General features: G+C 62.8%; 24 protein-coding genes. 8 read left to right on the top strand and 16 right to left on the bottom strand.

Annotated features, from left to right (window positions below; genetic code table 11):
• Positions 1-3 precede the first annotated feature (3 nt).
• From AC1M7R_RS16385 to cmoB, 4 genes are all read left to right on the top strand, one after another.
• Complete coding sequence (locus AC1M7R_RS16385) at positions 4-396, top strand: protease inhibitor I42 family protein (RefSeq protein WP_072388102.1); 393 nt, start codon at positions 4-6, stop codon at positions 394-396.
• A gap of 2 nt (positions 397-398) precedes the next feature.
• A complete protein-coding gene (locus AC1M7R_RS16380; protein ID WP_072388104.1) occupies positions 399-1,034 on the top strand; it encodes a lysoplasmalogenase in 636 nt (211 codons plus the stop codon).
• Positions 1,035-1,186: 152 nt separating this feature from the next.
• Positions 1,187-1,930 (top strand): carboxy-S-adenosyl-L-methionine synthase CmoA, encoded by a 744-nt coding sequence (gene cmoA, locus AC1M7R_RS16375; protein ID WP_072388106.1) that lies wholly within the window; start codon positions 1,187-1,189, stop codon positions 1,928-1,930.
• Entirely contained in the window at positions 1,927-2,883 is a 957-nt protein-coding gene (gene cmoB, locus AC1M7R_RS16370) for a tRNA 5-methoxyuridine(34)/uridine 5-oxyacetic acid(34) synthase CmoB (RefSeq protein ID WP_072388108.1), read from the top strand. Before cmoA ends, cmoB begins: the two co-directional genes overlap by 4 nt.
• A 160-nt stretch (positions 2,884-3,043) precedes the next feature.
• Here cmoB and tadA read toward each other — a convergent pair whose 3' ends face one another.
• The 5 genes from tadA to AC1M7R_RS16345 all read right to left on the bottom strand — a co-directional run bounded on the left by tadA (position 3,044) and on the right by AC1M7R_RS16345 (position 7,293).
• On the bottom strand, positions 3,044-3,541 hold the full coding sequence (tadA, locus tag AC1M7R_RS16365) for a tRNA adenosine(34) deaminase TadA (RefSeq protein WP_072388110.1): 498 nt from the start codon (positions 3,539-3,541) through the stop codon (positions 3,044-3,046).
• On the bottom strand, positions 3,541-4,917 hold the full coding sequence (locus tag AC1M7R_RS16360; RefSeq protein WP_072388112.1) for a multicopper oxidase family protein: 1,377 nt from the start codon (positions 4,915-4,917) through the stop codon (positions 3,541-3,543). Before AC1M7R_RS16360 ends, tadA begins: the two co-directional genes overlap by 1 nt.
• A 111-nt stretch (positions 4,918-5,028) precedes the next feature.
• Positions 5,029-5,892 (bottom strand): class I SAM-dependent methyltransferase, encoded by an 864-nt coding sequence (locus tag AC1M7R_RS16355; protein WP_490609758.1) that lies wholly within the window; start codon positions 5,890-5,892, stop codon positions 5,029-5,031.
• A 26-nt stretch (positions 5,893-5,918) separates the two neighbouring features.
• Positions 5,919-6,308: an antibiotic biosynthesis monooxygenase family protein gene (locus tag AC1M7R_RS16350; protein WP_072388117.1), complete on the bottom strand. Its 390-nt coding sequence runs from the start codon at positions 6,306-6,308 to the stop codon at positions 5,919-5,921.
• Positions 6,309-6,399: 91 nt separating this feature from the next.
• A complete protein-coding gene (locus AC1M7R_RS16345; protein ID WP_490609757.1) occupies positions 6,400-7,293 on the bottom strand; it encodes an NAD(P)/FAD-dependent oxidoreductase in 894 nt (297 codons plus the stop codon).
• A gap of 106 nt (positions 7,294-7,399) precedes the next feature.
• On the opposite strand from AC1M7R_RS16345, the gene AC1M7R_RS16340 reads away from it, so the two are divergent.
• Positions 7,400-8,029: a TetR/AcrR family transcriptional regulator gene (locus AC1M7R_RS16340; RefSeq protein WP_490609756.1), complete on the top strand. Its 630-nt coding sequence runs from the start codon at positions 7,400-7,402 to the stop codon at positions 8,027-8,029.
• 209 nt (positions 8,030-8,238) lie between these two features.
• Here AC1M7R_RS16340 and guaA read toward each other — a convergent pair whose 3' ends face one another.
• From guaA to AC1M7R_RS16320, 4 genes are all read right to left on the bottom strand, one after another.
• A complete protein-coding gene (gene guaA, locus AC1M7R_RS16335) occupies positions 8,239-9,816 on the bottom strand; it encodes a glutamine-hydrolyzing GMP synthase (protein WP_072388122.1) in 1,578 nt (525 codons plus the stop codon).
• A gap of 78 nt (positions 9,817-9,894) precedes the next feature.
• Positions 9,895-11,364 carry an IMP dehydrogenase gene (guaB, locus tag AC1M7R_RS16330; RefSeq protein ID WP_072388124.1) on the bottom strand — a complete coding sequence of 490 codons (1,470 nt, stop codon included), beginning with the start codon at positions 11,362-11,364 and terminating at the stop codon, positions 9,895-9,897.
• A 290-nt stretch (positions 11,365-11,654) separates the two neighbouring features.
• The gene (locus tag AC1M7R_RS16325) at positions 11,655-12,203 is read right to left on the bottom strand and encodes a sugar ABC transporter ATPase (RefSeq protein WP_072430818.1); all 549 of its coding nucleotides are present in this window, start codon (positions 12,201-12,203) and stop codon (positions 11,655-11,657) included.
• A gap of 67 nt (positions 12,204-12,270) precedes the next feature.
• Positions 12,271-13,038: a sulfite exporter TauE/SafE family protein gene (locus AC1M7R_RS16320; protein ID WP_072430817.1), complete on the bottom strand. Its 768-nt coding sequence runs from the start codon at positions 13,036-13,038 to the stop codon at positions 12,271-12,273.
• 247 nt (positions 13,039-13,285) lie between these two features.
• Between AC1M7R_RS16320 and xseA the strand changes: the two genes are divergently transcribed.
• The 3 genes from xseA (at position 13,286) to leuA (ending at position 17,530) form a co-directional block, all read left to right on the top strand.
• Complete coding sequence (xseA, locus tag AC1M7R_RS16315) at positions 13,286-14,665, top strand: exodeoxyribonuclease VII large subunit (protein WP_072388130.1); 1,380 nt, start codon at positions 13,286-13,288, stop codon at positions 14,663-14,665.
• A gap of 3 nt (positions 14,666-14,668) precedes the next feature.
• Positions 14,669-15,490 (top strand): peptidoglycan DD-metalloendopeptidase family protein, encoded by an 822-nt coding sequence (locus AC1M7R_RS16310; RefSeq protein WP_072388132.1) that lies wholly within the window; start codon positions 14,669-14,671, stop codon positions 15,488-15,490.
• 360 nt (positions 15,491-15,850) lie between these two features.
• Positions 15,851-17,530: a 2-isopropylmalate synthase gene (gene leuA / locus AC1M7R_RS16305; RefSeq protein ID WP_072388134.1), complete on the top strand. Its 1,680-nt coding sequence runs from the start codon at positions 15,851-15,853 to the stop codon at positions 17,528-17,530.
• Positions 17,531-17,650: 120 nt separating this feature from the next.
• Here leuA and AC1M7R_RS16300 read toward each other — a convergent pair whose 3' ends face one another.
• The 7 genes from AC1M7R_RS16300 to hisS all read right to left on the bottom strand — a co-directional run bounded on the left by AC1M7R_RS16300 (position 17,651) and on the right by hisS (position 25,020).
• A complete protein-coding gene (locus AC1M7R_RS16300) occupies positions 17,651-18,058 on the bottom strand; it encodes a hypothetical protein (protein ID WP_072388136.1) in 408 nt (135 codons plus the stop codon).
• A 67-nt stretch (positions 18,059-18,125) separates the two neighbouring features.
• Positions 18,126-18,917 (bottom strand): amidohydrolase, encoded by a 792-nt coding sequence (locus AC1M7R_RS16295; protein ID WP_072388138.1) that lies wholly within the window; start codon positions 18,915-18,917, stop codon positions 18,126-18,128.
• Positions 18,905-20,053 carry a pyridoxal phosphate-dependent aminotransferase gene (locus tag AC1M7R_RS16290; protein WP_072388140.1) on the bottom strand — a complete coding sequence of 383 codons (1,149 nt, stop codon included), beginning with the start codon at positions 20,051-20,053 and terminating at the stop codon, positions 18,905-18,907. The genes AC1M7R_RS16295 and AC1M7R_RS16290 overlap by 13 nt, the downstream gene beginning before the upstream one ends.
• A 174-nt stretch (positions 20,054-20,227) precedes the next feature.
• Entirely contained in the window at positions 20,228-21,700 is a 1,473-nt protein-coding gene (gene der, locus AC1M7R_RS16285) for a ribosome biogenesis GTPase Der (RefSeq protein WP_072388143.1), read from the bottom strand.
• Positions 21,701-21,904: 204 nt separating this feature from the next.
• The gene (gene bamB, locus AC1M7R_RS16280) at positions 21,905-23,056 is read right to left on the bottom strand and encodes an outer membrane protein assembly factor BamB (protein ID WP_072388146.1); all 1,152 of its coding nucleotides are present in this window, start codon (positions 23,054-23,056) and stop codon (positions 21,905-21,907) included.
• Positions 23,049-23,690, bottom strand: coding sequence for a YfgM family protein (locus AC1M7R_RS16275; RefSeq protein ID WP_072388148.1), 642 nt, complete (start codon positions 23,688-23,690; stop codon positions 23,049-23,051). Before AC1M7R_RS16275 ends, bamB begins: the two co-directional genes overlap by 8 nt.
• A gap of 40 nt (positions 23,691-23,730) precedes the next feature.
• A complete protein-coding gene (hisS, locus tag AC1M7R_RS16270) occupies positions 23,731-25,020 on the bottom strand; it encodes a histidine--tRNA ligase (RefSeq protein ID WP_072388150.1) in 1,290 nt (429 codons plus the stop codon).
• Positions 25,021-25,035 lie beyond the last annotated feature (15 nt).

Raw genomic sequence — 25,035 nt, 5'->3', positions numbered from 1 at the left:
CCTATGTCCCTCACTCGCCTGTTCGTACCTCTCAGCCTCGCCCTGCTGAGCGCCTGCGCCACGCAAACCAGCAACAACGTGACCGTGGAAAAACTGAGCCAGTGCCCGGTAAGGCTCAACAACGGACAGAACCTGATCCTGAGCCTGCCCAGCAATCCCAGCACCGGTTATCGCTGGGCGGTCCAGGATTCGGCCGGCGGTGTGCTGAAAGCACTGGGCCCCGAGGTGTACCGCAACCCGGAGGACGCCGGTATCGTCGGAGCTGCCGGGGTTTCGACCTGGCGCTTCCAGGCATTCAACCCGGGCACCGGCCGGCTGCGCCTGACTTATCAACAGCCCTGGGCCCCTGAAGTACCGCCCGTGGAGACCTTCGACTGCGCTATCGCGGTGAAATGAGCATGGGCTGGCTGATCCTCGCTCTGATGGGAGCGGCCACCTACCTGTATGGCCTGAGCGTGCATGCCTCGCTGCTGTGCCTGCTGGTCAAGCCGATGCCGGTGCTGGCGCTGCTGGGTTGGCTGCACGATGCGCCGCCCGGCGACTATCGACGCTGGATCAGTCTCGGGCTGATTTTTTCGCTGGCGGGCGACGTACTGCTGGCGTGGCCGGGCGACTTGTTCGTGTTCGGCCTTGGCGCGTTTCTCCTGGCGCACCTGGCCTACCTCAAAGCCTACCTCAGCGATTGCCGCCGACCGGCGCTGCTGCCCTTGGCCCTGGCCTTGGGCATCGGTGCGGTGCTCCTGGCAATCCTGGTGTCGAGCGGTCTCGGGCCGTTGCTGGTGCCAGTGGTGATCTACGGCCTAGTCATCAGCGCCATGCTCTGGCGGGCGTTGGCACGCCTGGGCACCAACGTGCCCAAGCGTTCGGCAGGGCTGGCCGCCGCCGGGGCGCTGGCGTTTGTGTTTTCCGACAGCCTCATCGGCATCAACCGGTTCGTGCACCCCTTCCATGCCGCGCCTTACCTGATCATCATCAGTTATTGGCTGGGCCAATGGGGCATTACAGCGTCGGCGTTCGCCCGAAAGCCACAGTGAGCCAGATAAGGTGGGAGCGAACTTGCTCGTGATAGCGGTCTGTCAGTCAACATTATGGCCGGCTGAACCATCGCCATCGCGAGCAAGCTCGCTCCCGCAGCATTTTTGGTTAAAATGCCGGCCTTTTCACCACCCATGCCGCTGGAATCGCCGTGAGCAAAGAGTCCGACCGCCTATTCGCCCAACCCCTGGCCCAAGTGCCTGACTTCGCGTTCAACGAGGACGTAGTGCGGGTGTTTCCGGACATGATCAAGCGTTCGGTGCCAGGCTACCCGACCATCGTCGAAAACCTCGGCGTGCTCGCCGCGCAATTCGCCCAGCCGGGCAGCGTGCTCTACGATCTCGGCTCTTCCTTGGGCGCGGTGACCCAGGCCCTGCGCCGTCATGTGCGCACTGATGGTTGCCGGGTGATCGCGGTGGACAACTCGGCGGCCATGGTGGAGCGCTGCCGCGAATACCTCAACGGCCAGGACTCGATGTTCCAGGAGCTGCTGCCGGTGGAAGTGATCGAAGGCGACATCCTGGCCCTGGACTTCCAGCCGGCTTCGGTGGTCGCGCTGAACTTCACCCTGCAATTCATTGCGCGGCCGCAGCGCACCGAGCTGCTGAGCCGAATCCGCCAATCCCTGTTGCCCGGTGGCGCCCTGATCCTCTCGGAAAAACTGCGTTTCAACGACCCCGAGGAACACGCCCTGCTCACCGACCTGCACGTGGCGTTCAAGCGCGCCAACGGCTACAGCGAGCTGGAGATTGCCCAGAAACGCAGCGCCATCGAAAACGTCATGAAGCCCGACAGCCTCGAAGAACACCGCGAACGCCTGCTGGCGGCCGGGTTCTCGAAAGTCGTGCCGTGGTTCCAGTGTCTTAACTTCGCCTCGTTGATTGCCCTGCCATGATCGATCTGTCTCCCCTCGCCCGCCGTCTGGCCGGTACACCCCTGGCCGACTGGGCCGCGACGCTGCAGTCGCAGCTCGATATCAAGATGCAGAAAGGCCACGGCGATCTCGAACGCTGGCAGAACGCCCTGGATGCCCTGCCGTCGCTGCAACCGACCCGGATAGACCTGCTGAACAGTCTGACGCTCGACACCGAGTGCAGCGATGAAACCCGCGCCCAGATGCGCACCGCCCTGATGGGCCTTTCCCCATGGCGCAAAGGCCCGTTCGATCTGTTCGGCGTGCACGTGGACACCGAATGGCGTTCGGACTGGAAGTGGTCACGGGTGGCACCGCACCTGGACCTCAAGGGCAAGCGCATCCTCGATGTGGGCTGCGGCAACGGCTACTACATGTGGCGAATGCTGGGGGCCGGGGCCGACACCGTGATCGGCGTCGACCCCAACTGGCTGTTCTTCTGCCAGTTCCAGGCGGTGCAGCGCTACCTTTCGCAGCCCAACGCCTGGCACCTGCCGTTCCCCTTCGAAGACCTGCCGCCGGACCTCGAAGGCTTCGACACGGTGTTTTCCATGGGCGTGTTCTACCACCGCCGCTCCCCCATCGAACACCTGCTGGCCTTGAAGGACTGTCTGGTGAAAGGCGGCGAACTGGTGTTGGAAACCCTGGTGATCGAGGGTAACGAGCATCAGGTGCTGGTCCCCGAGGACCGCTATGCGCAGATGCGCAACGTCTGGTTCCTGCCGTCGGTTCCAGCCCTGGAGCGCTGGCTGCGCCGGGCCGGGTTCAGCGATGTGCGGTGTGTGGACGTGAGCCTGACGACCGTGGAAGAACAGCGCAGCACCGAGTGGATGAAGTATCAGTCGCTGAGCGACTTCCTTGACCCTGCTGACCATGGCAAGACCATCGAAGGGCTACCGGCACCGATGCGGGCGGTGATCGTGGCGCGTAAATAAATCGCCCAACCACCACGAACCTCTGGAAGCGAGCCGGCTCGCGAAGGCAGTGGTTCAGTCACAGGGATGTCGGGCTTGCCGGCCTCATCGCGAGCAAGCTCGCTCCCACAGGTTTTTGTGTGGTGTGCGGATGCTGTGAATACACACAGCGGGCCGGTATCTAGTCTGTGGCCTTGGCTCTACGCGCCTTGAAGAACTCGCTCAGCACCGTGCTGCACTCCTCGGCCAGCACGCCGCCTTCGTACATCACGCGATGGTTCAGGAAACCCTGGCTGAAGAACTGCCCTTGGCTCTGCACGATGCCGGCCTTGGGCTCCAGGGCACCATAGACGACCCGGGCAATGCGCGAGTGAACGATCAGGCCGGCGCACATGCTGCACGGTTCCAGCGTGACGTAGAGGGTGCTGCCGGGCAGGCGATAGTTGCGCATGGCCTGGGCCGCGGCGCGGATGGCGACCATTTCCGCATGGGCACTGGGATCGTGACCGCTGATCGGGCAATTGAAGCCGCGTCCGATGATCTCGCCGTCCTGCACCAACACCGCTCCCACCGGCACCTCACCCAGGGCGGCACCCTGGGCGGCAAGGGCCAGGGCTTCGCGCATGAAATCCTGGTCACGGCTGCGGTCGATGATCCTGGCGGGACGAATCTGGCGCATCACGCCACCTCGATGGCGGCCATCAGGCCGGTTTCCATGTGATCAATCACATGGCAGTGGAACATCCACACCCCAGGGTTATCCGCCACCAGCGCCACCTGCGCCCGCTCGTTCTTGCCCAACAGGTAGGTGTCGGTGAAATACGGCACGACCTTGTGCCGGTTGGACGCGATCACCTTGAAGCTCATCCCGTGCAAATGGATCGGGTGCTGGTACTGGGTCATGTTCTTCAATTCGAAAATGTAGCTCTGGCCTTTCTTCAGGGTAGCGATCGGCCGATCGGCGCAGGTCTTGTCGGTGATGTCCCAGGCCTTGCCGTTGATCTGCCACAGGCTCGGCGGCTTGCCGTTGTCGACATTGACCGACACCGAACCGACCCACTCGAAATTGAAGTTGAGTTTCTCGGCATTGGCCAGGTCCGGCTCGGCCACCGGGTTGGCCGGCAATGCTGGCGGCCAGGCAGTGGGGGCATCGCTGTTGGCGACCGACCGCAAGGTGCCCAGGCGTACCGGGCCGTTGCGCAACGACAACTCTTCTCCGGCCGCCGGTGCCTTTATGGCCAGGCAGATGCGCATGCCCGGGCCCAGCCAGTACTCCTTGCCCAGCGGGCGCGGCTCGACGGGGTTGCCGTCCAGGGCGTAGATCTGCGCCTCGACGCCGGGAATGTTGATGCGATAGGTCAGGGTGTTATCCAGGTTGAGCAGGCGCACCCGGGTGATCTGCCCCGCCGGCAGGTCGATCACCGCCTGCGGCACGCCGTTGATGGTCGAAAGCCGTCCGGCCGTGCCGCCACGGGCGGCCTCGCGAGGGATGCTGAACTCCACGAACTGGCCTTGCTCGTCTACATGCCAGCTCTTGAGGCTCAGGGTCTGTTCGTACTTGAAGCCAGTCGGCTCACGCTCTTCGATGATCAACGGTCCCACCAACCCCCGTCCGAGCTCTTCGCTGCTGTTGACGTGAGGGTGATACCAATAGCTGCCGGCGTCCGGCACACGGAACTTGTAATCGAAGTATTCGCCCGGCAGCACCGGCAGTTGCGAAACGTACGGCACGCCATCCATTTCCAGCGGCAGACGGATTCCGTGCCAGTGGATCGTGGTGGCAACCGGCAGGCGATTGATGAAGCGCACGCGCAACCACTCGCCCTGACGTACCCGCAGCTCGGTGCCCGGGGCCGACGGACCGAACGCCCAGGCCTGGGTCTTGTGCCCGGCCACCAGCTCGACGTCCAGGGGCGCCGCGATCAGCTCATAGTCATGACCGGCCTGGGCATCGGCCATCCTGCCCAACCAATACCGCGAAGCCCCTCCCGCCCCGACGCCAACGACAACAAGACCGGCCAGGCCACCGAGTATTTGGCGACGGGTAAAGGACATGAACGCAACCACCTATTGAATCTGCGGCGAACCGGCAGGTCCGCAAAAGGCGAATACGATACACCCGCGATTGAGAAATATTAAGTGAAGGATTGTCGCGGATAAGTAATGTCAGCTAGCCGATTTGCGTGCCGTGACAATCCATGCCGCGCCGTCGATCATCACCGACCGCTCGCCGGGGAGACCCGCGAAGGCGGCGCGAACCGCGGCCCAGGCGTGGGCACGGATGTCGTCGGGCTGATCAGCGAGCACAAGCGACAGCGGGCCACCCTCGAATGCCATCTTCACGGCGTCGTCGATCGCCGCGTCCCAAGTCTCGCCTTGGCCGAACGAGATGGAAGCATCGAAGGGCGCGATAGTGATATCGGTGAAGCCGGCCGTTGTCAGGATGCGCTCCACGCGCCCCCGGTCGCCGAACGAGAATGGGCCGGGCACGTCGGGACCGGGCGGCGCGGGCAGCGGGACAATGTCCTTGATCGCGATCATGGGCAGACGCACCCAATCGTTCTCGGCCACGCCGCGCCAGCAGACGAAAGCGACCCGCCCGCCCGGTCGGAGCGCGCGTCGCATATGAGTGAACGCCGCTGTCGGATCGTCGAAAAACATCACGCCGAAACGCGAGAACAGCATATCGAACGCGCCCTCGGGCAGCTCGGCGCTGCTGGCGTCGGCCACTTGGAACAGGACCGGCGTATCCTGTGGCGCAAGCGCGCGCGCACGGCCAATCAACGGCTCGGATATGTCCACGCCCAGCACTTGGCCGCCCGCGCCGACGCGGGCGGCCAGATCCAGACTCGATGCGCCCGCGCCACAGCCGACGTCCAGCACCCGCTCACCCGTCGCGGGCGCGGCGGCTTCGATCGCGGCCTGGCCGAATACCGCAAACATGGCGTCGAGCCGGGCCTGGTTGACGGCCCAGTACTCCCCGCTTTGGCCATTCCAGTCGGCGACCTGATAGGTTTTTTGCTCTGTCATGACATTTCCTCATTTTGACGCATTCTTCAGGCCACGCAAAAGCCGGGGACGGCGACCTTCTGGAACAAGTGCGGGCTGCCTACGACGGATGACGGATAGGCCGAAAGCTTCGCGACGAACTCGGGATGAGTGAGACCGGCGCGGACCGTCTCGGTGGACTCCCACACCACATAGTTCAGGTAAGTCGGGCTATCGCCGATCGCTCGATGCAGCTGCATGGAAATGAAGCCCGGTTGCTTCGTTATGATCTCGGCAGCCACCTTGAAAGCGTCCAGGAAGCCCGCTTCGTCGGCATAATCGAGCGTGAAGAGGTTGATGAGCACAACTGGCGCGGCAGTGATGCCGAGTTGACGCTCAAGCGGGAATTTATCGTCTAGCGGTTTGAATTTACGCTCTTGCGGCTTTGGGTCGGCCATGGTGGCACTCCCGTCTAATGGGAAAATGAAACTACCGTAATCGATGCTGCTTCGAAGCAACCTTTAAAAGCCTGCGCCAACCGAAGTGCCCTCAAACCAGCATCGACTGCTGGGCGCAGATGCCCGCCGTCGAGCCTTGCCATGATGCCGTGGTGACCGAGGGCATTGCGGGGTTGGCGAGGTCGCCGGCGGCGTAGATGCCGGGTACGCTGGTTTCGCGGCGCTCGTCGACCTTGAGGACGATGCCCTGGGGCGTATCGACCGTGGCGAGCCCCAGCGATTCATGCAGGCGTGCGGACGGCTTGTTGCGCGGATGCGCGAACAGGATGTCGACCGCAACAGAGGGGCCGGCGTCGAGCCTGACGGTGGCGTTATGGCTCTCGTCATGGTCGATTTCGGTGACCCGGCCATCGACGACAGGGATGCCACGGCGAGCCAGATCGGCCCGGATCTCGGGTGGAATGTCGTGACCATTGGCGAAGACCGTCAATGTGTCAGTCCAATCGTGGTATAGCCTGACGTAGTTGTGCGACATTGGGCCGGACCAGACGAGGCCCCAATGCCGGCCGGCAACTTCAAAGCCGTCGCAATACGGGCAAGGCACGATGGAGCTGCCCCAGCCTTCGGCAAAGCCGGGAAGTTCAGGCATCTGGTCGGCGACGCCATAGCTCAGGATCAGGCGGCGCGCCCTCAGGGTTGCGCCCTCGCCAGTGAGGACGGAGAAATCGTCGAGGGCGTCGGAGACGCTCTCGGCCCGGGCATTGACCAGCTGGATCGTGGGATAGCGTGCCAGTTGCTGCCGCGCCTCGGCCAGTATCTCCAGCGGTGGCTTGTGGTCATGGCCGAGCAGGCCATGGGAGTGGTCGGCGAAACGATTGCGCGGCAGGCCGGTATCGAGAACCGTGACCTTGCGGCGGGCACGGCCGAGTTGCAGGGCGGCGGCAAGACCGGCAAAACTGCCGCCGATGATGATGACGTCATTCATGATGATGGGCTCCGCGCTGTGGATGAAGGGAGATCGGCTTGCAAAATTAAGATACTCACGGGTACCATAATTTACAAATTTAGATACTGTCAAGTACTGGAATTTTATGACCGAACACAGTCAGGCCCGACGCGGCCGGCCCGCCAACGATGCGCTAGGCCAGACGATCATTGACGCCGCGGGCGAACTTTTTGTGGAATTGGGTTTTCAAGCGGCGACAATGGACAAGGTCGCCCAGCGGGCGAAGATATCCAAGCTCAGCATCTACCGGCACTTCGAGAACAAGGAGGCGCTGTTCAGTGCGGCCATTGCGGCCCACTGCCATCAGTTTGCACCCCAAGCCCTTATTGAAGGCGTCGGCGGTTCGGCGGCAGATCAGCTCATGGCGGTGGGAACATCCCTGCTTCGCACGTTGCTGAGCCCCGACGTGCGCAGTGTCGAAGCCATGATCATGGCCGACAAGACGAATCAAAAATCGTTAAGCAAGCGCCATTACGAAGCCGGTCCCGCCTATGTCATTGCCCAGATCGAGGCCCTGTTGCGTCAGTTGCACGCGAAGGCGGTTCTGAACGTGCCCGATCCTCGCCAGTCCGCCCGTTTGTTTGCCGCGCTTTTCAAAGGGTCCGATCTGCTGATGATCGCGCGCTTCGATGAGGCCAGGGCAGAGGACGACAACGAAATCGAATCCTATTGCCGGGCAGCCGTCGCCATGTTCATCGCCGCGCACGAAAAATAAGACCGTGCCCGGAAAAGCACTCATGCATCACGAGAGAACCCAACGAAACCGGGCTGATCAACAGATTTGATCCCAGGCCCCTTCCCTGCCGAGGCGACAGGGTATCGAGCACCCCGCAGGGCATTTGCCCCAAAAAGCCAAAAGCCCGCAATTACGCGGGCTTCAGGGCATTTCCTGTTAATGGGTGCCGGACAACGCCGGACGCCCAATCATTCCCACTCAATCGTCGCCGGCGGCTTGCTCGACACGTCATACGTGACGCGAGAGATACCTTCGATCTCGTTGATGATCCGGCCGGAAACGGTTTCCAGCAGTTCGTAGGGCAGGTGCGCCCAACGAGCGGTCATGAAGTCGATGGTTTCCACGGCACGCAGGGCCACGACCCAGGCGTAACGACGACCATCGCCCACCACGCCCACCGATTTCACCGGCTGGAACACCACGAATGCCTGGCTGACCTTGTGGTACCAGTCGGCCTTGCGCAGTTCTTCGATGAAGATATGGTCGGCGCGACGCAGCAGGTCGGCGTATTCCTTCTTCACTTCACCGAGGATCCGCACGCCCAGGCCAGGGCCCGGGAATGGGTGGCGGTAGACCATGTCGTACGGCAGGCCCAGCTCCAGGCCAAGGCGACGTACCTCGTCCTTGAACAGTTCGCGCAGCGGCTCGACCAGCTTGAGGTTCATTTCCTCTGGCAGGCCGCCGACGTTGTGGTGAGACTTGATCACGTGGGCCTTGCCGCTCTTGGCACCGGCCGACTCGATCACGTCGGGGTAGATGGTGCCCTGGGCCAGGTACTTGATGTTTTCCAGCTTGCAGGACTCGGCGTCGAACACGTCGATGAAGGTACGGCCGATGATCTTGCGTTTCTTCTCGGGGTCGGATTCGCCGGCCAGGTTGGCCAGGAACTGATCCTCGGCGTTGGCGCGGATCACCTTGACGCCCATGTTCTCGGCGAACATCGCCATCACCTGCTCGCCTTCATGCAGGCGCAGCAGGCCGTTGTCGACGAAAACGCAGGTCAGTTGGTCGCCGATGGCCTTGTGCAGCAACGCAGCGACCACCGAGGAGTCCACGCCGCCGGACAGACCCAGCAGCACGTTATCGGTACCCACCTGCGCACGCACCTGGGCGATGGCGTCTTCGGCGATCTTCGACGGGGTCCACAGGGCCTCGCATTCGCAGATGTCGAGGATGAAGCGCGACAGGATACGACCGCCCTGCTTGGTGTGGGTCACTTCCGGGTGGAACTGGACGCCGTAATAGCGGCGATCGTCGCTGAACATGCCGGCAATCGGGCAGCTCGGAGTGCTAGCCAGGATATGGAAGTCTTCCGGCATGCGGGTGACCTTGTCACCGTGGCTCATCCACACGTCAAGGCCGAACAGGCCGTCGGCATCGATATGGTCTTCGATGCCGTCCAGCAGGCGGCTCTTGCCGACCACGTCCACACGGGCATAACCGAACTCGCGCAGATCGGAGCCTTCCACCTTGCCGCCCAGTTGCTCGGCCATGGTCTGCATGCCGTAGCAGATACCGAAGACCGGCACACCCAGGTCCCAGACCGCCTGGGGCGCCCGAGGGCTGTCGGCGACGTGCACGGACTCCGGGCCGCCGGCCAGGATGATCCCTTTTGGCGCGAATTCGCGAATCGCTTCGTCATCCATATCGAACGGATGCAATTCGCAATACACGCCGATTTCACGCACGCGGCGGGCGATCAGCTGGGTGTACTGGGAACCGAAGTCGAGAATCAGGATGCGGTGAGCGTGAATGTCGAGGGCCATGACTCATTCTCATATAGGGAATCAGAAACAACTCGGGGCTGAATGAACAGCCCCGGTGATTACGTTTGCAGGAAAGCCTTAACCTACGCGGTAGTTCGGCGCTTCCTTGGTGATCTGCACGTCGTGGACATGGGACTCGGCCATGCCCGCGCCGGTGATGCGGACAAATTCCGGCTTGGTGCGCATCTCTTCGATGTTGGCGCTGCCGGTGTAGCCCATGGAAGAACGCAGGCCGCCCATCAGTTGATGGATGATGGCGCTCAGGGTGCCCTTGTAGGGAACGCGACCTTCGATGCCTTCCGGCACCAGCTTCTCGGCACCTGCGGAGGAGTCCTGGAAGTAACGGTCGGACGAGCCCTGGGCCTGGGACATGGCGCCCAGCGAGCCCATGCCGCGATAAGCCTTGTAGCTACGGCCCTGGAACAGTTCGATCTCGCCCGGTGCCTCTTCGGTACCGGCGAACATCGAGCCCATCATCACGCAGGACGCACCGGCCACGATGGCCTTGGACAGGTCACCGGAGAAACGGATACCGCCGTCGGCGATCAGGGGAATGCCGGAGCCTTCGAGGGCTGCGGCGACGTTGGCGATGGCGCTGATCTGTGGAACACCGACACCGGCGACGATGCGGGTGGTGCAGATCGAGCCAGGGCCGATACCGACCTTGACCGCGTCGGCGCCGGCTTCGGCCAGGGCCTTGGCGGCAGCGCCGGTGGCAATGTTGCCGCCGATCACCTGGACGTCAGGGAAGTTCTGCTTGACCCAGCGAACGCGGTCGATCACGCCCTTGGAGTGACCGTGGGCGGTGTCGACCACCACCACGTCCACGCCGGCATTGACCAGGGCGGCGACGCGGTCACCGGTGTCCTTGCCGGTGCCGACCGCGGCACCGACGCGCAGACGACCCTGATCGTCCTTGCTGGCCAGCGGGTAGGCCTTGGCCTTTTCGATGTCGTTGACGGTCATCATGCCCTTGAGGGCGAACTTGTCGTCGACGATCAGCACGCGCTCGATGCGGTGCTTGTGCAGCAATTCGCGGACTTCGTCCTTGCTGGTGCCTTCCTTGACCGTGACCAGGCGCTCTTTAGGCGTCATTACCTGGCGCACGGTGGCATCCAGGCGGTTCTCGAAACGCACGTCGCGGGAAGTGACGATGCCGACCAGGTCGCCATCGTGCAGCACCGGAACGCCGGAGATGTTGTGCATGCGGGTCAGTTCGAACAGATCGCGCACCGTGGCATCGGCCTCGATGGTGATCGGGTCCTTGACCACGCCGGCCTCGAACCGCTTGACCTTGCGCACTTCGGCGGCCTGCTGTTCGATGGTCATGTTCTTGTGGATGATACCGATGCCGCCTTCCTGCGCCATGGCAATGGCCAGGCGGGCTTCGGTCACGGTGTCCATGGCGGCGGATACCAGCGGAATATTCAGCTCGATGCCACGGGTAAGACGGGTTTTGAGACTGACTTCGTTAGGCAGTACCTCGGAATAACCGGGCACAAGGAGAATGTCGTCGAATGTCAGGGCTTCTTGGCTGATACGCAGCATCGCGGGGGCTCCCGAGCGGGAAAATGGAAGCGCGCCATTATACTCATGGACCCCGTCTCGCTCAATGTAAAACTCTGCCTATTATTGCCGGGCAGATTGACGGGGCTGATCCCCTCACTGCGACTGTACATCGCCCCTGTGGCGAGGGGATTGATCCCCGCTGGACTGCGCAGCAGTCCCGAAGCGGCCGACTCGATATGCCAGATGACCGCATAGCCCGGTTCAGGGCCGCTTCGCGCCCCAGCGGGGATCAATCCCCTCGCCACAAAAACAGTCCGCCGTGTGCCTATTTACAACTCCACCTTCACCCAACTCACCGGCTGGTCCAGCCAATCGGCGAATTCATCGAGGAAATCCTGCTTGAACCCGGCCTCGAGCCAGTTGTTGAAGATGAACCCCAGGTTGGAAAAGGCGCAGGGCTGCAGGAACAGGAACCCGTTAATGTCATCTTCATGCCCGCATTCGGGACAGGTGAAATTGTCGGTGCGGCCTGGCATCCAGTCTTCCAGGCTTTCGAACAGCGCTTCGCCGATTTCCCTGCGGCACTCGGCGCAACCCGCCTCCTCGAGGAATCCCTTGGCCGGGGTATAGATACAGCGCCGGGTAATGATCTCCAGGCCGTTGACGGGCTCGCCGAACGGCAAGGCTTCGGGGTACAGGGCCACCTCCCGGGCGCCAGGGGCAATGGCGTGGCCCATGCGGTTGCCGGTGCGGCCGCAGGTGGTCAACTGTTCCTGGACAATATTCTTGCGTACCAGCCAGCGCACGATCGCACGGGCCCGGGGTTCGTGGACCGGCAGCGTGGAGATTTTCGGGACGATGATGCTTTGCGAATTCATGGCGAGGCCCGCTGTTTCCCTTGCTGAGCGAATGAAGGCCGGCAGCTTAATCCCTGGCCGGGTCAGGTCAAGCACTCAGGTAGCGCACGATCAACGCGATGCCGCTGGCGAGCACCAGCCAGGTGACCAGGCGCACGAATGCCTCGCGGGACATCCGCAGGGTCAGGCGACGCCCAACCCACAAGCCCAGCGCCATGGCCGGCAACAAGCACAGCGCCAGTACCAGCAAGGGTAGCTCGGCATATACCCCGGCGATGACGAACAGCGTCAAGCGCACCACGGTACTGCAACTGATCAGCGCGCTTTGCGTGGCGCGGGCCGGGTCCTTGGGCAAGCGGCTGTTCAGATAGATGGCGTATAAAAAGCCGCCACTGCCAAACAGCGCACCGAACATCCCGCCCACCGTCCCCATCGGCAGCGCCCACAGCGCCGACAGCTGCGCCGGCCGGGCCTTTACCCACAGGCTATAGATCGCATAGGCGCTGATGAACAGTCCCATCAATAACAGCAGCAGGTCGGATTTGAGGTTGAGCAGGAATATCACCCCCAAGGTGCAACCCAGGGCCATGCATGGCAGCAAGCGCAGCAGCTCCGACCGGGACACGTCCCGCCGCGACGGCAGCAGGTTGCCGAATGCGGCGACGAAATCCAGCAGCACCAGCAGCGGCACGATTTTCGACAGGGGCATGAACAGCAACAGAATCGGCGCGGCCACCAGCGCCGTCCCGAACCCGGCGATGCCGAACACGATGTAGGCCAGGGCTATGGCCGAGCCGATCACCAGCCATTCCAAGGGGGCAAATGCCCACTGGCCCAACCACGACAGCAGATTCATCCGACACTTCCTTGCTGAGGAGAGCGGGGACTTTAGCCAGTTGTGTCACGGCATATCCAGCATTTGTGGTGACAGGTGCACCGCTATCGCGAGCAAGCTCGCTCCCGCTAATGGCTCCCTGGTGTTCACAAAGCTTGCGACCACCCAAGATCCCTGTGGGAGCGAGCTTGCTCGCGATGAAGGCAACCCGGTCCGATTTGTCTTCACTCATGGAGATTCACCGACGAATGCCCTTATCATGCCGCCCATGATTAAAGATCCCTTTGCCCGACTGGGCCTGGACCGCGAGGTCCTGACTGTCAGCCAGCTCAACGGCCGTGCGCGGGTGTTGCTTGAAGACGTGTTCAGCAATATCTGGGTCGAGGGGGAAATTTCCAACCTGGCCCGGCCCGCCTCCGGCCATGTGTATTTCACCCTCAAGGACAGTGGCGCCCAGGTGCGTTGCGCGCTGTTCCGGCAGAACGCCGCGCGGGTGCGCCAGGCCCTGAAAGACGGGTTGGCGGTCAAGGTGCGCGGCAAGGTCTCGCTGTTCGAAGGGCGCGGCGACTATCAACTGATCCTCGACACCGTGGAGCCGGCCGGCGACGGCGCCCTGCGCCTGGCTTTCGATGCCCTCAAGGAAAAGCTCAGCGCCGAAGGCCTGTTCAGCGCCGAGCGCAAGGTGCCGCTGCCGGCCCATCCGCAACGCATCGGCATCATCAGTTCGCCCACCGGCGCGGTGATCCGCGACATCATCAGCGTGTTCCGCCGCCGGGCGCCGCAGATCGCCCTGACGTTGATTCCCACCGCCGTACAGGGTCGCGAAGCCACCGCGCAGATTGTCCGCGCCCTGAAACTGGCGGATACCCGCGGTTTCGACGCGCTGATCCTGGCCCGGGGCGGCGGTTCGCTGGAGGATCTGTGGTGCTTCAACGAAGAGGCCGTGGCCCGGGCGGTGGATGCCTGCGTCACGCCAATCGTCAGTGCCGTCGGCCATGAGACCGATGTGTCCATCAGCGATTTCGTCGCCGACGTGCGTGCCCCCACCCCCTCCGCCGCCGCCGAACTGCTGGCGCCGGATGCCGGCGAACTGGTGCGGCGGGTCGAAAGCCTGCACCGACGCCTGGTGATGCGCATTCGCGACCGCCTGATGCGCGACCAACTGCGCCTCGAAGGCCTGACCCGGCGCCTGCGTCATCCGGGCGAGCGCCTGCGTCAGCAGGCCCAGCGCCTGGACGACCTGGACATGCGTCTGCGCCGGGCCTTCGAACGCAGCCTCGATAACCGTCGCGAACGCCTGATTCGCCTGGAAACCCGCCTCACCGGACAGCATCCGGGCCGCCAGCTGGCTTTGTTGCGTCATCGCCTGGACAGCCTGGCCGAGCGCCTGCCCCGGGCCATGAACGAAGGCCTGAAGGCGCGTCGCCTGCAATTGCAGAACCAGATGCAGACCCTGCACATCGTCAGCCCCCTGGCGACCCTCGGCCGGGGCTATAGCATCCTTTTGGACGAACGCGGCCATGCGATCCGCAATGCCGGGCAGACCCACACCGGCCAGCGCCTGACCGCCCGGCTCGGCGAAGGCGAACTGCTGGTGCGGGTCGAAGACAACCACCTGACGCCGGTCACCCTTTCTCTACTGGATTGATTCATGCCGCGATCTATCGCCCCCCTGCTGTTGCTGTGCCTGACCATCAATGCCCACGCCGACAGCTACATCACCCGTCTGCTGAACAAACCGGTACCCGGCGGCGTGGCCGTGGTGGACCTGGGCAGCGCGACCCAGGCCCCCAAAGTCAGCTACCAGGGCAAACCGGTGCTGGTGGTCAAGGAACAGCAGAACTGGCTGGCGATCGTCGGCATCCCGCTGACGGTCAAGCCCGGCACCGAGCAGATCAAAAGTGGCGGCAGCACCCAGCCCTTCGTGGTCGGCTACAAGAAGTACCCCGAGCAACACATCACCTTGAAGAACAAGCGCCAGGTCAACCCGAACCCGGCGGACCTCAAGCGCATCGACGCCGAACTGGCCGTACAGTTGAAGGCCTACCGCACCTTCAGCCCGAACATTCCCAGCAACCTGTTGCTGGACAAGCCTGTCGATGGCCCACTGTCGAGCAAGTTCGGCGTGCGCCGCTTCTTCAATGGTGAAGAGCGCAACCCGCATTCGGGCCTGGACTTCGCCGTACCCGCCGGGACGCCCATCAAGACCCCGGCCGCAGGCAAGGTGATCCTCACCGGCAATTACTTCTTCAACGGCAATACGGTGTTCGTCGATCACGGCCAGGGCTTCATCAGCATGTTCTGTCATATGTCGAAAATCGATGTGAAGGTCGGCCAGCAGTTGGCCAGGGGAGCGGTCGTGGGCAAAGTGGGTGCAACCGGACGGGCAACAGGGCCGCACATGCACTGGAACATCAGCCTGAACGATGCGCGAGTGGATCCGGCGATTTTCATCGGGGCGTTCCAGCCCTGAGTTCATGGTGGGGCTACTGGCCTCAGACCCATCTTCCGTGAATTGCCAAGCTCAAAACATCGACGCAATTTCCAACATGGAAGCTCCAGATATTCGCGATTAAATCTCGCAAAATCGCTCGAAATCAGAACTTCTCTCAATTTTTTTCGATTGCTTGCGATCCTCTGCCCACCCGGTTAGGGTTGAGGGCATGAAAACCTCTCACACCCTCATCCAGCTTCGCCAGCACCGCAGCCTGTGCCTCGTCAGCGCACGACTGCCGGGCTGAATCGCGGCACCTCGTTCCGGCTGAGAAGCCACCCCGTTCGAACCACCGGCAGGCCGCCTTTTTTCGGCCACGACAATAAAAGGATTCCGCCCATGAGCATGCTCAAAGACCCGTCTTCCAAATACCGCGCCTTCCCGACCATCAACCTGCCGGATCGCACCTGGCCGTCGAAGACCATCACCACCGCGCCGATCTGGTGCAGCTCCGACCTGCGCGACGGCAACCAGTCGCTGATCGAACCGATGGACGCGGTCAAGAAACTGCGTTTCTGGAAAACCCTGGTCGCCGTCGGCGTCAAGGAAATCGAAGCTTCGTTCCCGGCCGCTTCCCAGACCGACTTCGACTTCGTGCGCACCCTCATCGAGGAAGGCCACATCCCGGACGATACCACCATCCAGGTGCTGACCCAGGCTCGTGAAGACCTGATCGCCCGCACGTTCGAATCCCTGCGCGGCGCGAAAAAAGCCATCGTCCACCTGTACAACGCCACCTGCCCATCGTTCCGCCGCATCGTGTTCAACCAGGACAAGGAAGGCGTGAAGGAAATCGCGGTGAACGCGGCCAAGCTGTTCGTCAAATACGCCGCCCAGCAGCCGCAAACCCAGTGGCAGTTCGAATACTCCCCGGAAACCTTCAGCGCCACCGAGCTCGAGTTCGCCAAGGAAGTCTGCGATGCGGTCATCGAAGTGTGGAACCCGACGCCCGAGCGCAAGGTGATCCTCAACCTGCCCGCCACCGTGGAAGTCGCCACGCCGAATGTCTATGCCGACCAGATCGAATGGTTCGGCCGCAACATCACCCGTCGCGACAGCGTGATCATCAGCCTGCACACCCACAACGACCGTGGCACCGGTGTGGCCGCCACCGAACTGGGCCTGATGGCCGGCGCCGACCGTGTCGAAGGCTGCCTGTTCGGCAACGGCGAGCGTACCGGCAACGTCGACCTGGTGACCGTGGCACTGAATCTCTACACCCAGGGCATCGACCCTGAACTGGACTTCTCCGACATCGACGGCGTGCGCAAGGTCGTCGAGGAATGCAACCAGATTCCGGTGCACCCACGCCATCCGTATGTCGGCGACCTGGTCCACACCGCATTCTCCGGCTCCCACCAGGATGCCATTCGCAAGGGCTTCGCCCAGCAGAAACCGGACGCCCTGTGGGAAGTGCCCTATCTGCCGATCGACCCGGCCGACATCGGCCGCAGCTACGAGGCGGTGATTCGTGTCAACAGCCAGTCGGGCAAGGGCGGCATCGCCTACCTGCTGGAACAGGAATACGGCATCAGCCTGCCCCGCCGCATGCAGATCGAATTCAGCCAGGTGGTGCAGCGCGAAACCGATCGCCTGGGCCTGGAAATGACCGCCCAGCAGATCCACAGCCTGCTGCAACGCGAATACCTGCAAGCCAACACCCCGTATGCGCTGGTCAGCCATCGCCTGCAGGAAGAAAACGGCCACAGCGCCGTGGAAGTGGAAGTGGCCAGCAAGGGCCAGGGCGAAACCAACCTGCACTGGCGCGGCAAGGGCAACGGCGCCCTGGAAGCGCTGGTGGCCGGCCTGCCGATTCCCGTGGAAATCATGGACTACAACGAACATGCCATCGGCGCCGGCACCAACGCCAAGGCCGCGGCCTATATCGAGCTGCGGGTCAACGGTGAGCGCGCGGTACACGGCGTAGGCATCGATGAGAACATCACCACCGCCAGCTTCAAGGCTTTGTTCAGTGCGCTGAACCGCTCCCTGAGCCAGCCGGAAGCCAAGGCGGCCTGATCCTGGGCTGACATGCAAAAAGGCCCCAGGGTGTGAATCCTGGGGCCTTTTTGTTTGACTTGGGATATGGGTTGCCGTCCGGGACCTGCTCGCGATAACGGCCCACCGGGCTACCCCCTCTCAGGCATGGGTATCGATCCCGACCGTCATGGCCTGCAATAGCGCCGCTCGAAGCGTCTGCAGGGCCGCCTGGGTCCCCATGATCTGGGTCTGGATGGCCATGGCCTGCTGAGCCTTCTGCTCTTCGCTGGCCTGGCTCTTCTGCACGCGAGCCAATTGCACCTGTTGCTGGGCCAGCAGTTTCTCGGTCTGCTCGATCTGCTTCTTGATCTGCTCGATCACATCCACACCCGTGCTGCTGGGTGCGCCGGCGACGTTAGCACCGCTGGTATCGACCTTCAGTGACTTTTCCTTCTCGCTGCCGGCGTCCGTGGTCGCGTCCGCAGTCTCCTCGGTCGTACCTTTGATCGACACCTTAGGGGCCGACATCGGATACGGGTTTACGGTCGTTGCGCTGATAGTGGTCATGAGCATTCTCCTTGGCTGACCGTTTATCGGCACGCAATAGCCGTTCTTGAGGGTTGAAACGATTCAATCAGATGAATTCGAAACGATCGGCATCCAGGTTCGCCGGAAACCGCGCACGATACGCCGCCAGGTCCGCCGCATTGAGATTCACCATGAACACGCCATCGGCCTCTCCCACGCTGAGCAAGGTCTCGCCCTGGAAGTCCAGCACCTGACTGTCCCCAGTGTAGGCAAAACCCTTGCCGTCGGTGCCGATGCGGTTCACTGCCGCTACGTAACACAGGTTCTCGATGGCCCGGGCCGGCAGCAGGCGGTTCCAGTGCAAGCGCCGGGCGCCAGGCCAGTTGGCGGTGTACAGCAGCAGGTCGGTGTCCTCGGCGTCGCGGCTCCAGGCCGGGAAACGCAGGTCGTAGCAAATCAACGGGCGCACCCGCCAGCCCTTGAGTTCGAAGAGCACCTGACGCTCACCCGGTGTGTAGTGGTTGTGCTCCCCGGCCATGCGAAACAGATGGCGCTTGTCATAGTGCAGCACCTCACCGTCCGGACGGGCCCAGAGCAGGCGGTTGCGATGGCTGCCGTCGGCGGCCTGGACAATCAGGCTGCCGGTGATCACCGCATCCAGCCTCGACGCCTGCGTCCTGAGCCAAACGCTGGTAGGCCCGTGCTCCGGTTCGGCCAGGGCCTGGGATTCCATGGAAAAGCCGGTGGTGAACATTTCCGGCAAAATCACCAGGTCGGCCCCGCGGGCCTGTTCCAGCAGACTTTCGAAATGCTCCAGGTTGGCCTCGCGGTCGTGCCACGCCAGGGTGGTCTGGATCAGGGCAACATTGAGATTGGGCAACATACTCAGATCACGCATAGCTTTTGCGCCGCTTCGCGCAGCGTCTCCTCGCGTTTGGCGAAGCACAGGCGCACCAGGCGCTGTCCCTCGGGAGGGGTCTGGTAGAACACCGACACCGGGATCGCCGCCACCCCGTGCTCACGGGTCATCCAGACCGCCATGTCGACGTCATTCAGGTCCGGGCGGATCCGGGAATAATCCACCAGTTGGAAATAGGTGCCGGCCACCCGCTTGAAGCTGAACCGCGACGGGGCCAGCAAGTCGCAGAACAGGTCGCGCTTGGCCTGGTAGAAATCGGGCAATTGCTCGACATGCTCCGGGTGGTCGGCCATGTAGTCGGCCAGGGCGTATTGCAGCGGTGTCACCCCGCAAAAGCTGACGTACTGATGCACCTTGCGCAGCTCGGCGGTGAGGGCCGGTGGCGCCACGACGTAGCCGGTCTTCCAACCGGTGACGTGGTAGGTCTTGCCGAAGGAGCTGACCACGAACGCGCGCCGATACAGCTCCTCATGGGCCAGGACACTGGCATGGGGCACGCCGTCGAAGACCAGGTGTTCATACACCTCGTCGCTGACCAGATAGATGTCGCGATCATGGATCAACGCCGCCAACTGATCCAGCTCGGCCCGGCTGATCAGGGCCCCACTGGGGTTGTGCGGTGTGTTGAGAATGATCATGCGCGTACGCGGCCCCAGGGCGTCACCGAGCTTCTGGAAGTCGATGGCAAAGTCATCCAGGCCCAGTTGCACGTGCACGCACCTCCCACCGGCCAACTGCACCGCTGGCTCGTAACTGTCGTAGCTGGGGTCGAACACAATCACTTCGTCGCCGCTTTGCACCACCGCCGCGATGGCGCAGAAAATCGCCTGGGTCGCGCCTGGGGTCACGGTGACCTCCTGGTCGGCGTCGACATCGACGCCATAGCTGCGGGCGATCTTCGCCGTGATCTGCTGACGCAACGCCGGCAGGCCGGTCATGGGCGAATACTGGTTATGGCCTTGGGCGATGTGCCGGCCGACCGCATCGCGCAGCGCCTGGGGGCCATCGAAATCGGGAAACCCCTGGGACAGGTTCAGCGCACCGGTCTGGGCGGCAAGCTGGGACATCTGGGTGAAGATGGTGATGCCGACATTCGGCAACTTGCTGGTGATCATCGAGGGTTCCCTGCTCTACACCCGGCTCTGGCGCGGCGCGGGAGAGTTCGAGGATAGCCCAATCGCCAGGTATGAAAAAGGGTGCCACCCAGGGCACCCTTTCTTATGCTGACACAACTCAAACCTTGTGGAGCGAGCTTGCTCGCTCCACAGTGGATCTGCGGTGACTATCAATCAGCGCTTGTCGCGGCGCTTCTTGTCGGCCTTCTTGTGGTGCGACATCAAGCGACGCTTCTTGTTGACCTGCCGGTCGGTGAGCGTGTTCTTGTTGCCTTCATACGGGTTCTCGCCGCCCTTGAACTCGATACGGATGGGCGTACCCACCAGCTTCAGGACGCGACGATAGGTGTTTTCCAGGTACCGAACGTAGGATTTGGGTACCTTCTCGATCTGGTTACCGTGGATCACGATGATCGGCGGGTTGGCGCCCCCCAGGTGAGCGTAACGCAGTTTGATCCGGCGGTTGTTGACCATCGGTGGCGCGTGCTCGCTGACGGCGTCTTCCAGGATCTGGGTCAGGCGGTTGGTCGGCCAGCGGGTGACCGCCGACTTGAACGAGTTCTGCACCGACGCGTAGAGGTTGCCCACGCCCGTGCCGTGCAAGGCCGAGATGAAGTGGATATCGGCGAAGTCGACGAAGAACAGCCGGCGCTGCAATTCCACCTTCACAAAATCCCGCTCGCTCGGGGTCATGCCGTCCCATTTGTTGATGGCGATGACCAGCGCACGTCCGGCCTCCAGGGCGAAGCCCAGCAGGTTCAGGTCGTGATCGACCACGCCTTCGCGAGCGTCCATCACGAAGATCACCACGTTGGCGTCCTTGATCGCCTGCAGCGTCTTGACCACGGAGAACTTCTCGACTTCCTCGTGGATCTTGCCGCGCTTGCGCACACCGGCGGTGTCGATCAGCGTGTACTTCTCGTCGTTACGTTCGAACGGGATGTAGATGCTGTCGCGAGTGGTACCGGGCTGGTCGTACACGATGACCCGGTCTTCGCCGAGCATGCGGTTGACCAGCGTCGACTTGCCCACGTTCGGGCGGCCGATGATGGCGATCTTGATCCCGTCCTTCTCGCTCGGGCCCGGAATGCGCTTGGCTTCCTCGCCTTCGGCAACGATCTCTTCCTCGCCTTCTTCCGGCTCGTCTTCATCGTCTTTCGGGAAATCCGCCAGGGCGACTTCCAGCAACTGGCTGATGCCGCGACCATGGGCGCCGGCAATCGGGATCGCCTGGCCCATGCCCAACGGCGCGAACTCGGCGCGGGCCATGTCCGGATCGATGTTGTCGACCTTGTTGGCGACCACATGGGAGCGCTTGTTACGCTTGCGCAAATGCTCGGCGATCATCTGGTCGGCGGCGGTAAAACCGGCCTTGGCGTCTACCAGGAACAGCACCACATCCGCTTCTTCGATGGCCAGCAGCGACTGCTCGGCCATTTTTTCGTCCATGCCGTGTTCGTCACCGGAGATGCCACCGGTGTCGATCAGGATGTAGGTACGCCCTTGCCACTTGGCCTCACCGTATTGGCGATCACGGGTCAGACCGGACAAGTCGCCGACAATGGCGTCGCGAGTCCTGGTCAGGCGATTGAACAAGGTGGACTTGCCGACGTTCGGTCGGCCCACCAGGGCGATTACGGGAACCATGCGGCTCTCCACTTCGTTATTTCAGAAAATACAAAAGCCGCTGCGAGGCAGCGGCTGGTGCTCGGAGGCAGTCCCGTGGGATCGGGCTTGCTCGCGAAAGCGGTGTGTTCAGTCGACAACAGTTTTCTTCTGATACACCGCATTCGCACGCAAGCCCGCTCCTGCACAGGACGGGCCGCTTGGGATCTAGCCCCAAGCATAGTCTTACTTAATGGTCAGGGCTTCCAGTTTGCCGCTGTTGCCATACACATAAATCATGCTGCCCACCACCAGCGGACGGGCACGCAGGCCATCGCTGTCGATACGCTCACGGCCGACGAAGCGACCGTCCACCTGGCTGAGCAGGTGCAGGTAACCTTCCAGGTCACCGACTGCGACGTAGCTGGAGAACACTTCCGGGGCCGACAGCTGACGACGGGCCAGGGAATCGTTGCTCCACAAGGCGGTGGTGGAACGCTCGTCGACGCCTTCGACCGTGCCCGAGGCCAGGCTTACGTAGACGCTGCCGAAACCCTGGGCGACACCCGCGTAGCTGGACGCGTCGCGCTGCCACAACGGACGGCCGGTTTCCAGGTCCAGTGCCGCGACGCGACCCTGGTAGCTGGCGACATACAGCGTGCCGCCGGACAGCAGCAGGCCGCCGTCGATGTCGACCACGCGCTCCAGTTCCGAACGGCCCTGGGGAATGGCGACACGCTGTTCCCACACCGGCACGCCGTTGGAAACATCCAGGGCAACCACTTTACCAGTGGACAACCCGGCCACCGCGAGGCGGTTGGTCACGATAGGGGCGCTGGTGCCGCGCAAGGTCAGCACCGCCGGGGTGCTGTCGTACAGCCAGCGCTGGCTGCCGGTGGCGGCATCCAAGCCGATCAAGCGGTCATCCTGGGTCTGGACCACAACCACGTCGCCATTGGTGGCGGGCGGTGCGAGCACTTCGCTGGTCACCCGGGCACGCCATTTCTCTTCGCCGCTGCTGGCGTCCAGGGCCACGATCTCGCCCTTGAGGGTACCGATCATGACCAGCCCGTAACCCACGCCAACGGCACCGGATACAGGCAGTTCGAGATCCTTTTCCCATTTGACGTCGCCGTTCATGCGATCCATCGCCATGACGACACCCGTCACGTCGCCGGCATAGATGGTATCGCCATCGATGGCCGGCACCAGCATGTTGTAGGTTTCGCCCTGGCCGTCACCGATGGAGCGGCTCCACTGCTTCTGCAGCACGACTTCTTCTTTGAAGTCGGTCAGCTCGGCCGGTGGCAGTTCTTTCTTGCTGTTGCTGCTGCAACCCGCGGCCAGAATGGCCAGAGCCAGCAATGCTGCATGTTTCCACTGGATCACGTCACGCATCCCCTTTGGCCAGGTCGTCCAGCTTGATTTGCAGGCCACCGACCGCGGCTTCATCCGACAGCGCAGCCTTGGCTTTTTGGTAGGCCGCGTGGGCCTCGTCGGCACGACCCAGCTGTACCAGCAGGTCGCCCTTGAGTTCTTCGCGGGTCGCCAGGAACGCCTTGTCGGCGTCGCCGGCCAGCAGCTTCAGCGCGTCTTCGACCTTGTTCTGTGCCGCCAGCACCTGGGCCAGGCGCTGACGTGCCACTTCGCCCAGGGTCGGGTTGGCCGGCTTGTCGACGATAGCCTTCAGCTCGGTGGCCGCGTCGTCCAGCTTGCCGCTGTCTACCGCTACCTTGGCCACGAACAAGCTGCCGTACTGGGCGTAGGCGGTGCCGCCGAATTCCTTGTTGAGCTTGCCGGCCAGGTCCGCCACGCGAGCAGCGTCAGGCTTGCCGTCCGGGGTCAGCGTGGTTTCCAGCAATTGCTGGTAGAGCACCGAGGCGCCTTGCGACTGGTTGCTCTGGTATTTCTGGTAGGCCTGCCAGCCGAACACGATGACCAGCGCCAACAGGCCGCCAGTGACCAGCGGCTTGCCGTTGCGCGTCCACCAGTCCTTCAAATCCGCCAGCTGTTCATCTTCGGTACTCGACACCCCAATACTCCTTAATCGCTAAATCGGCTGTTTGACAGCTTCAACCCTGCACGACGCAGGTGGCCAGGTGTGCAGCAAGCGCATCCCAGGCAATGCTTTGTTGTTCGCCCTGGCCACGCAGGGGTTTGAAACCTACCACTTGTTGGGCCAGTTCGTCGTCACCCAGGATCAGTGCGTACAGCGCACCGCTCTTGTCGGCCTTCTTGAACTGGCTCTTGAAACTGCCGGCGCCGGCATTGACCTGCAGGCGCAGGTTGGGCACCTGGTCGCGGATCCGCTCGCTCAGGGCCAGGGCCGCCAGCTCCGCCGCTTCGCCGAAGGCGCAGAGGTAGACGTCGACCTGGCGGGCCAGCTCTTCAGGCACTTTGTCCAACGCTTCGAGCATCAGCACCAGGCGCTCGATACCCATGGCAAAACCCACGCCGGGGGTGGGCTTGCCGCCCATCTGCTCCACCAGCCCGTCGTAGCGGCCGCCGGCGCATACGGTGCCCTGGGCGCCGAGCTTGTCGGTGACCCATTCGAAAACGGTCTTGCTGTAGTAATCCAGGCCACGCACCAGCTTGGGGTTGATCACGTAGGGAATGCCGACAGCGTCGAGACGCGCCTTCAGCCCTTCGAAATGCGCACGGGACTCGTCGTCGAGGTAATCGGCCATCTTCGGTGCATCGGCCAGGATCGCCTGGGTATCGGCGTTCTTGGTGTCCAGTACGCGCAGCGGGTTGGTCTTGAGGCGGCGCTGGCTGTCTTCGTCGAGCTTGTCCAGGTGGGCGGAGAGGAACTCCACCAGCGCTTCGCGATAGCGAGCGCGGGATTCACTGGTGCCCAGGCTGTTGAGCTCGAGCTTGACCGCATCACGCAGCCCCAGCTCGCCCCACAGGCGCCAGGTCAGCACGATCAGTTCGGCGTCGATGTCCGGCCCTTCGAGGTTGAACACCTCGAGACCGATCTGGTGGAACTGGCGATAGCGGCCTTTCTGCGGGCGCTCGTGACGGAACATCGGGCCGACGTACCAGAGCTTCTGCACCTGGCCACCGCCGGTGATGCCATGCTCCAGGACCGCGCGCACGCAGGCCGCCGTGCCTTCGGGGCGCAGGGTCAGCGAGTCGCCGTTGCGGTCCTCGAAGGTGTACATCTCTTTTTCGACGATATCGGTCACTTCACCGATGGAGCGCTTGAACAGCTCGGTGAACTCGACGATCGGCATGCGGATCTGCCGGTAACCGTAGTTATCCAGCAAACGCGCCACGGTGCCCTCGAAATAGCGCCACAGGGGCGTCTGTTCGGGCAGGATGTCGTTCATGCCACGGATGGCTTGCAGGGACTTGCTCACAGAATTTCCTTAAAT

The sequence above is a fragment of the Pseudomonas sp. MS01C9 genome (assembly GCF_058202755.1).
The sequence above is the reverse complement of the archived record's forward strand: the minus strand, read 5'-3'. Positions and strand labels throughout refer to the sequence as shown.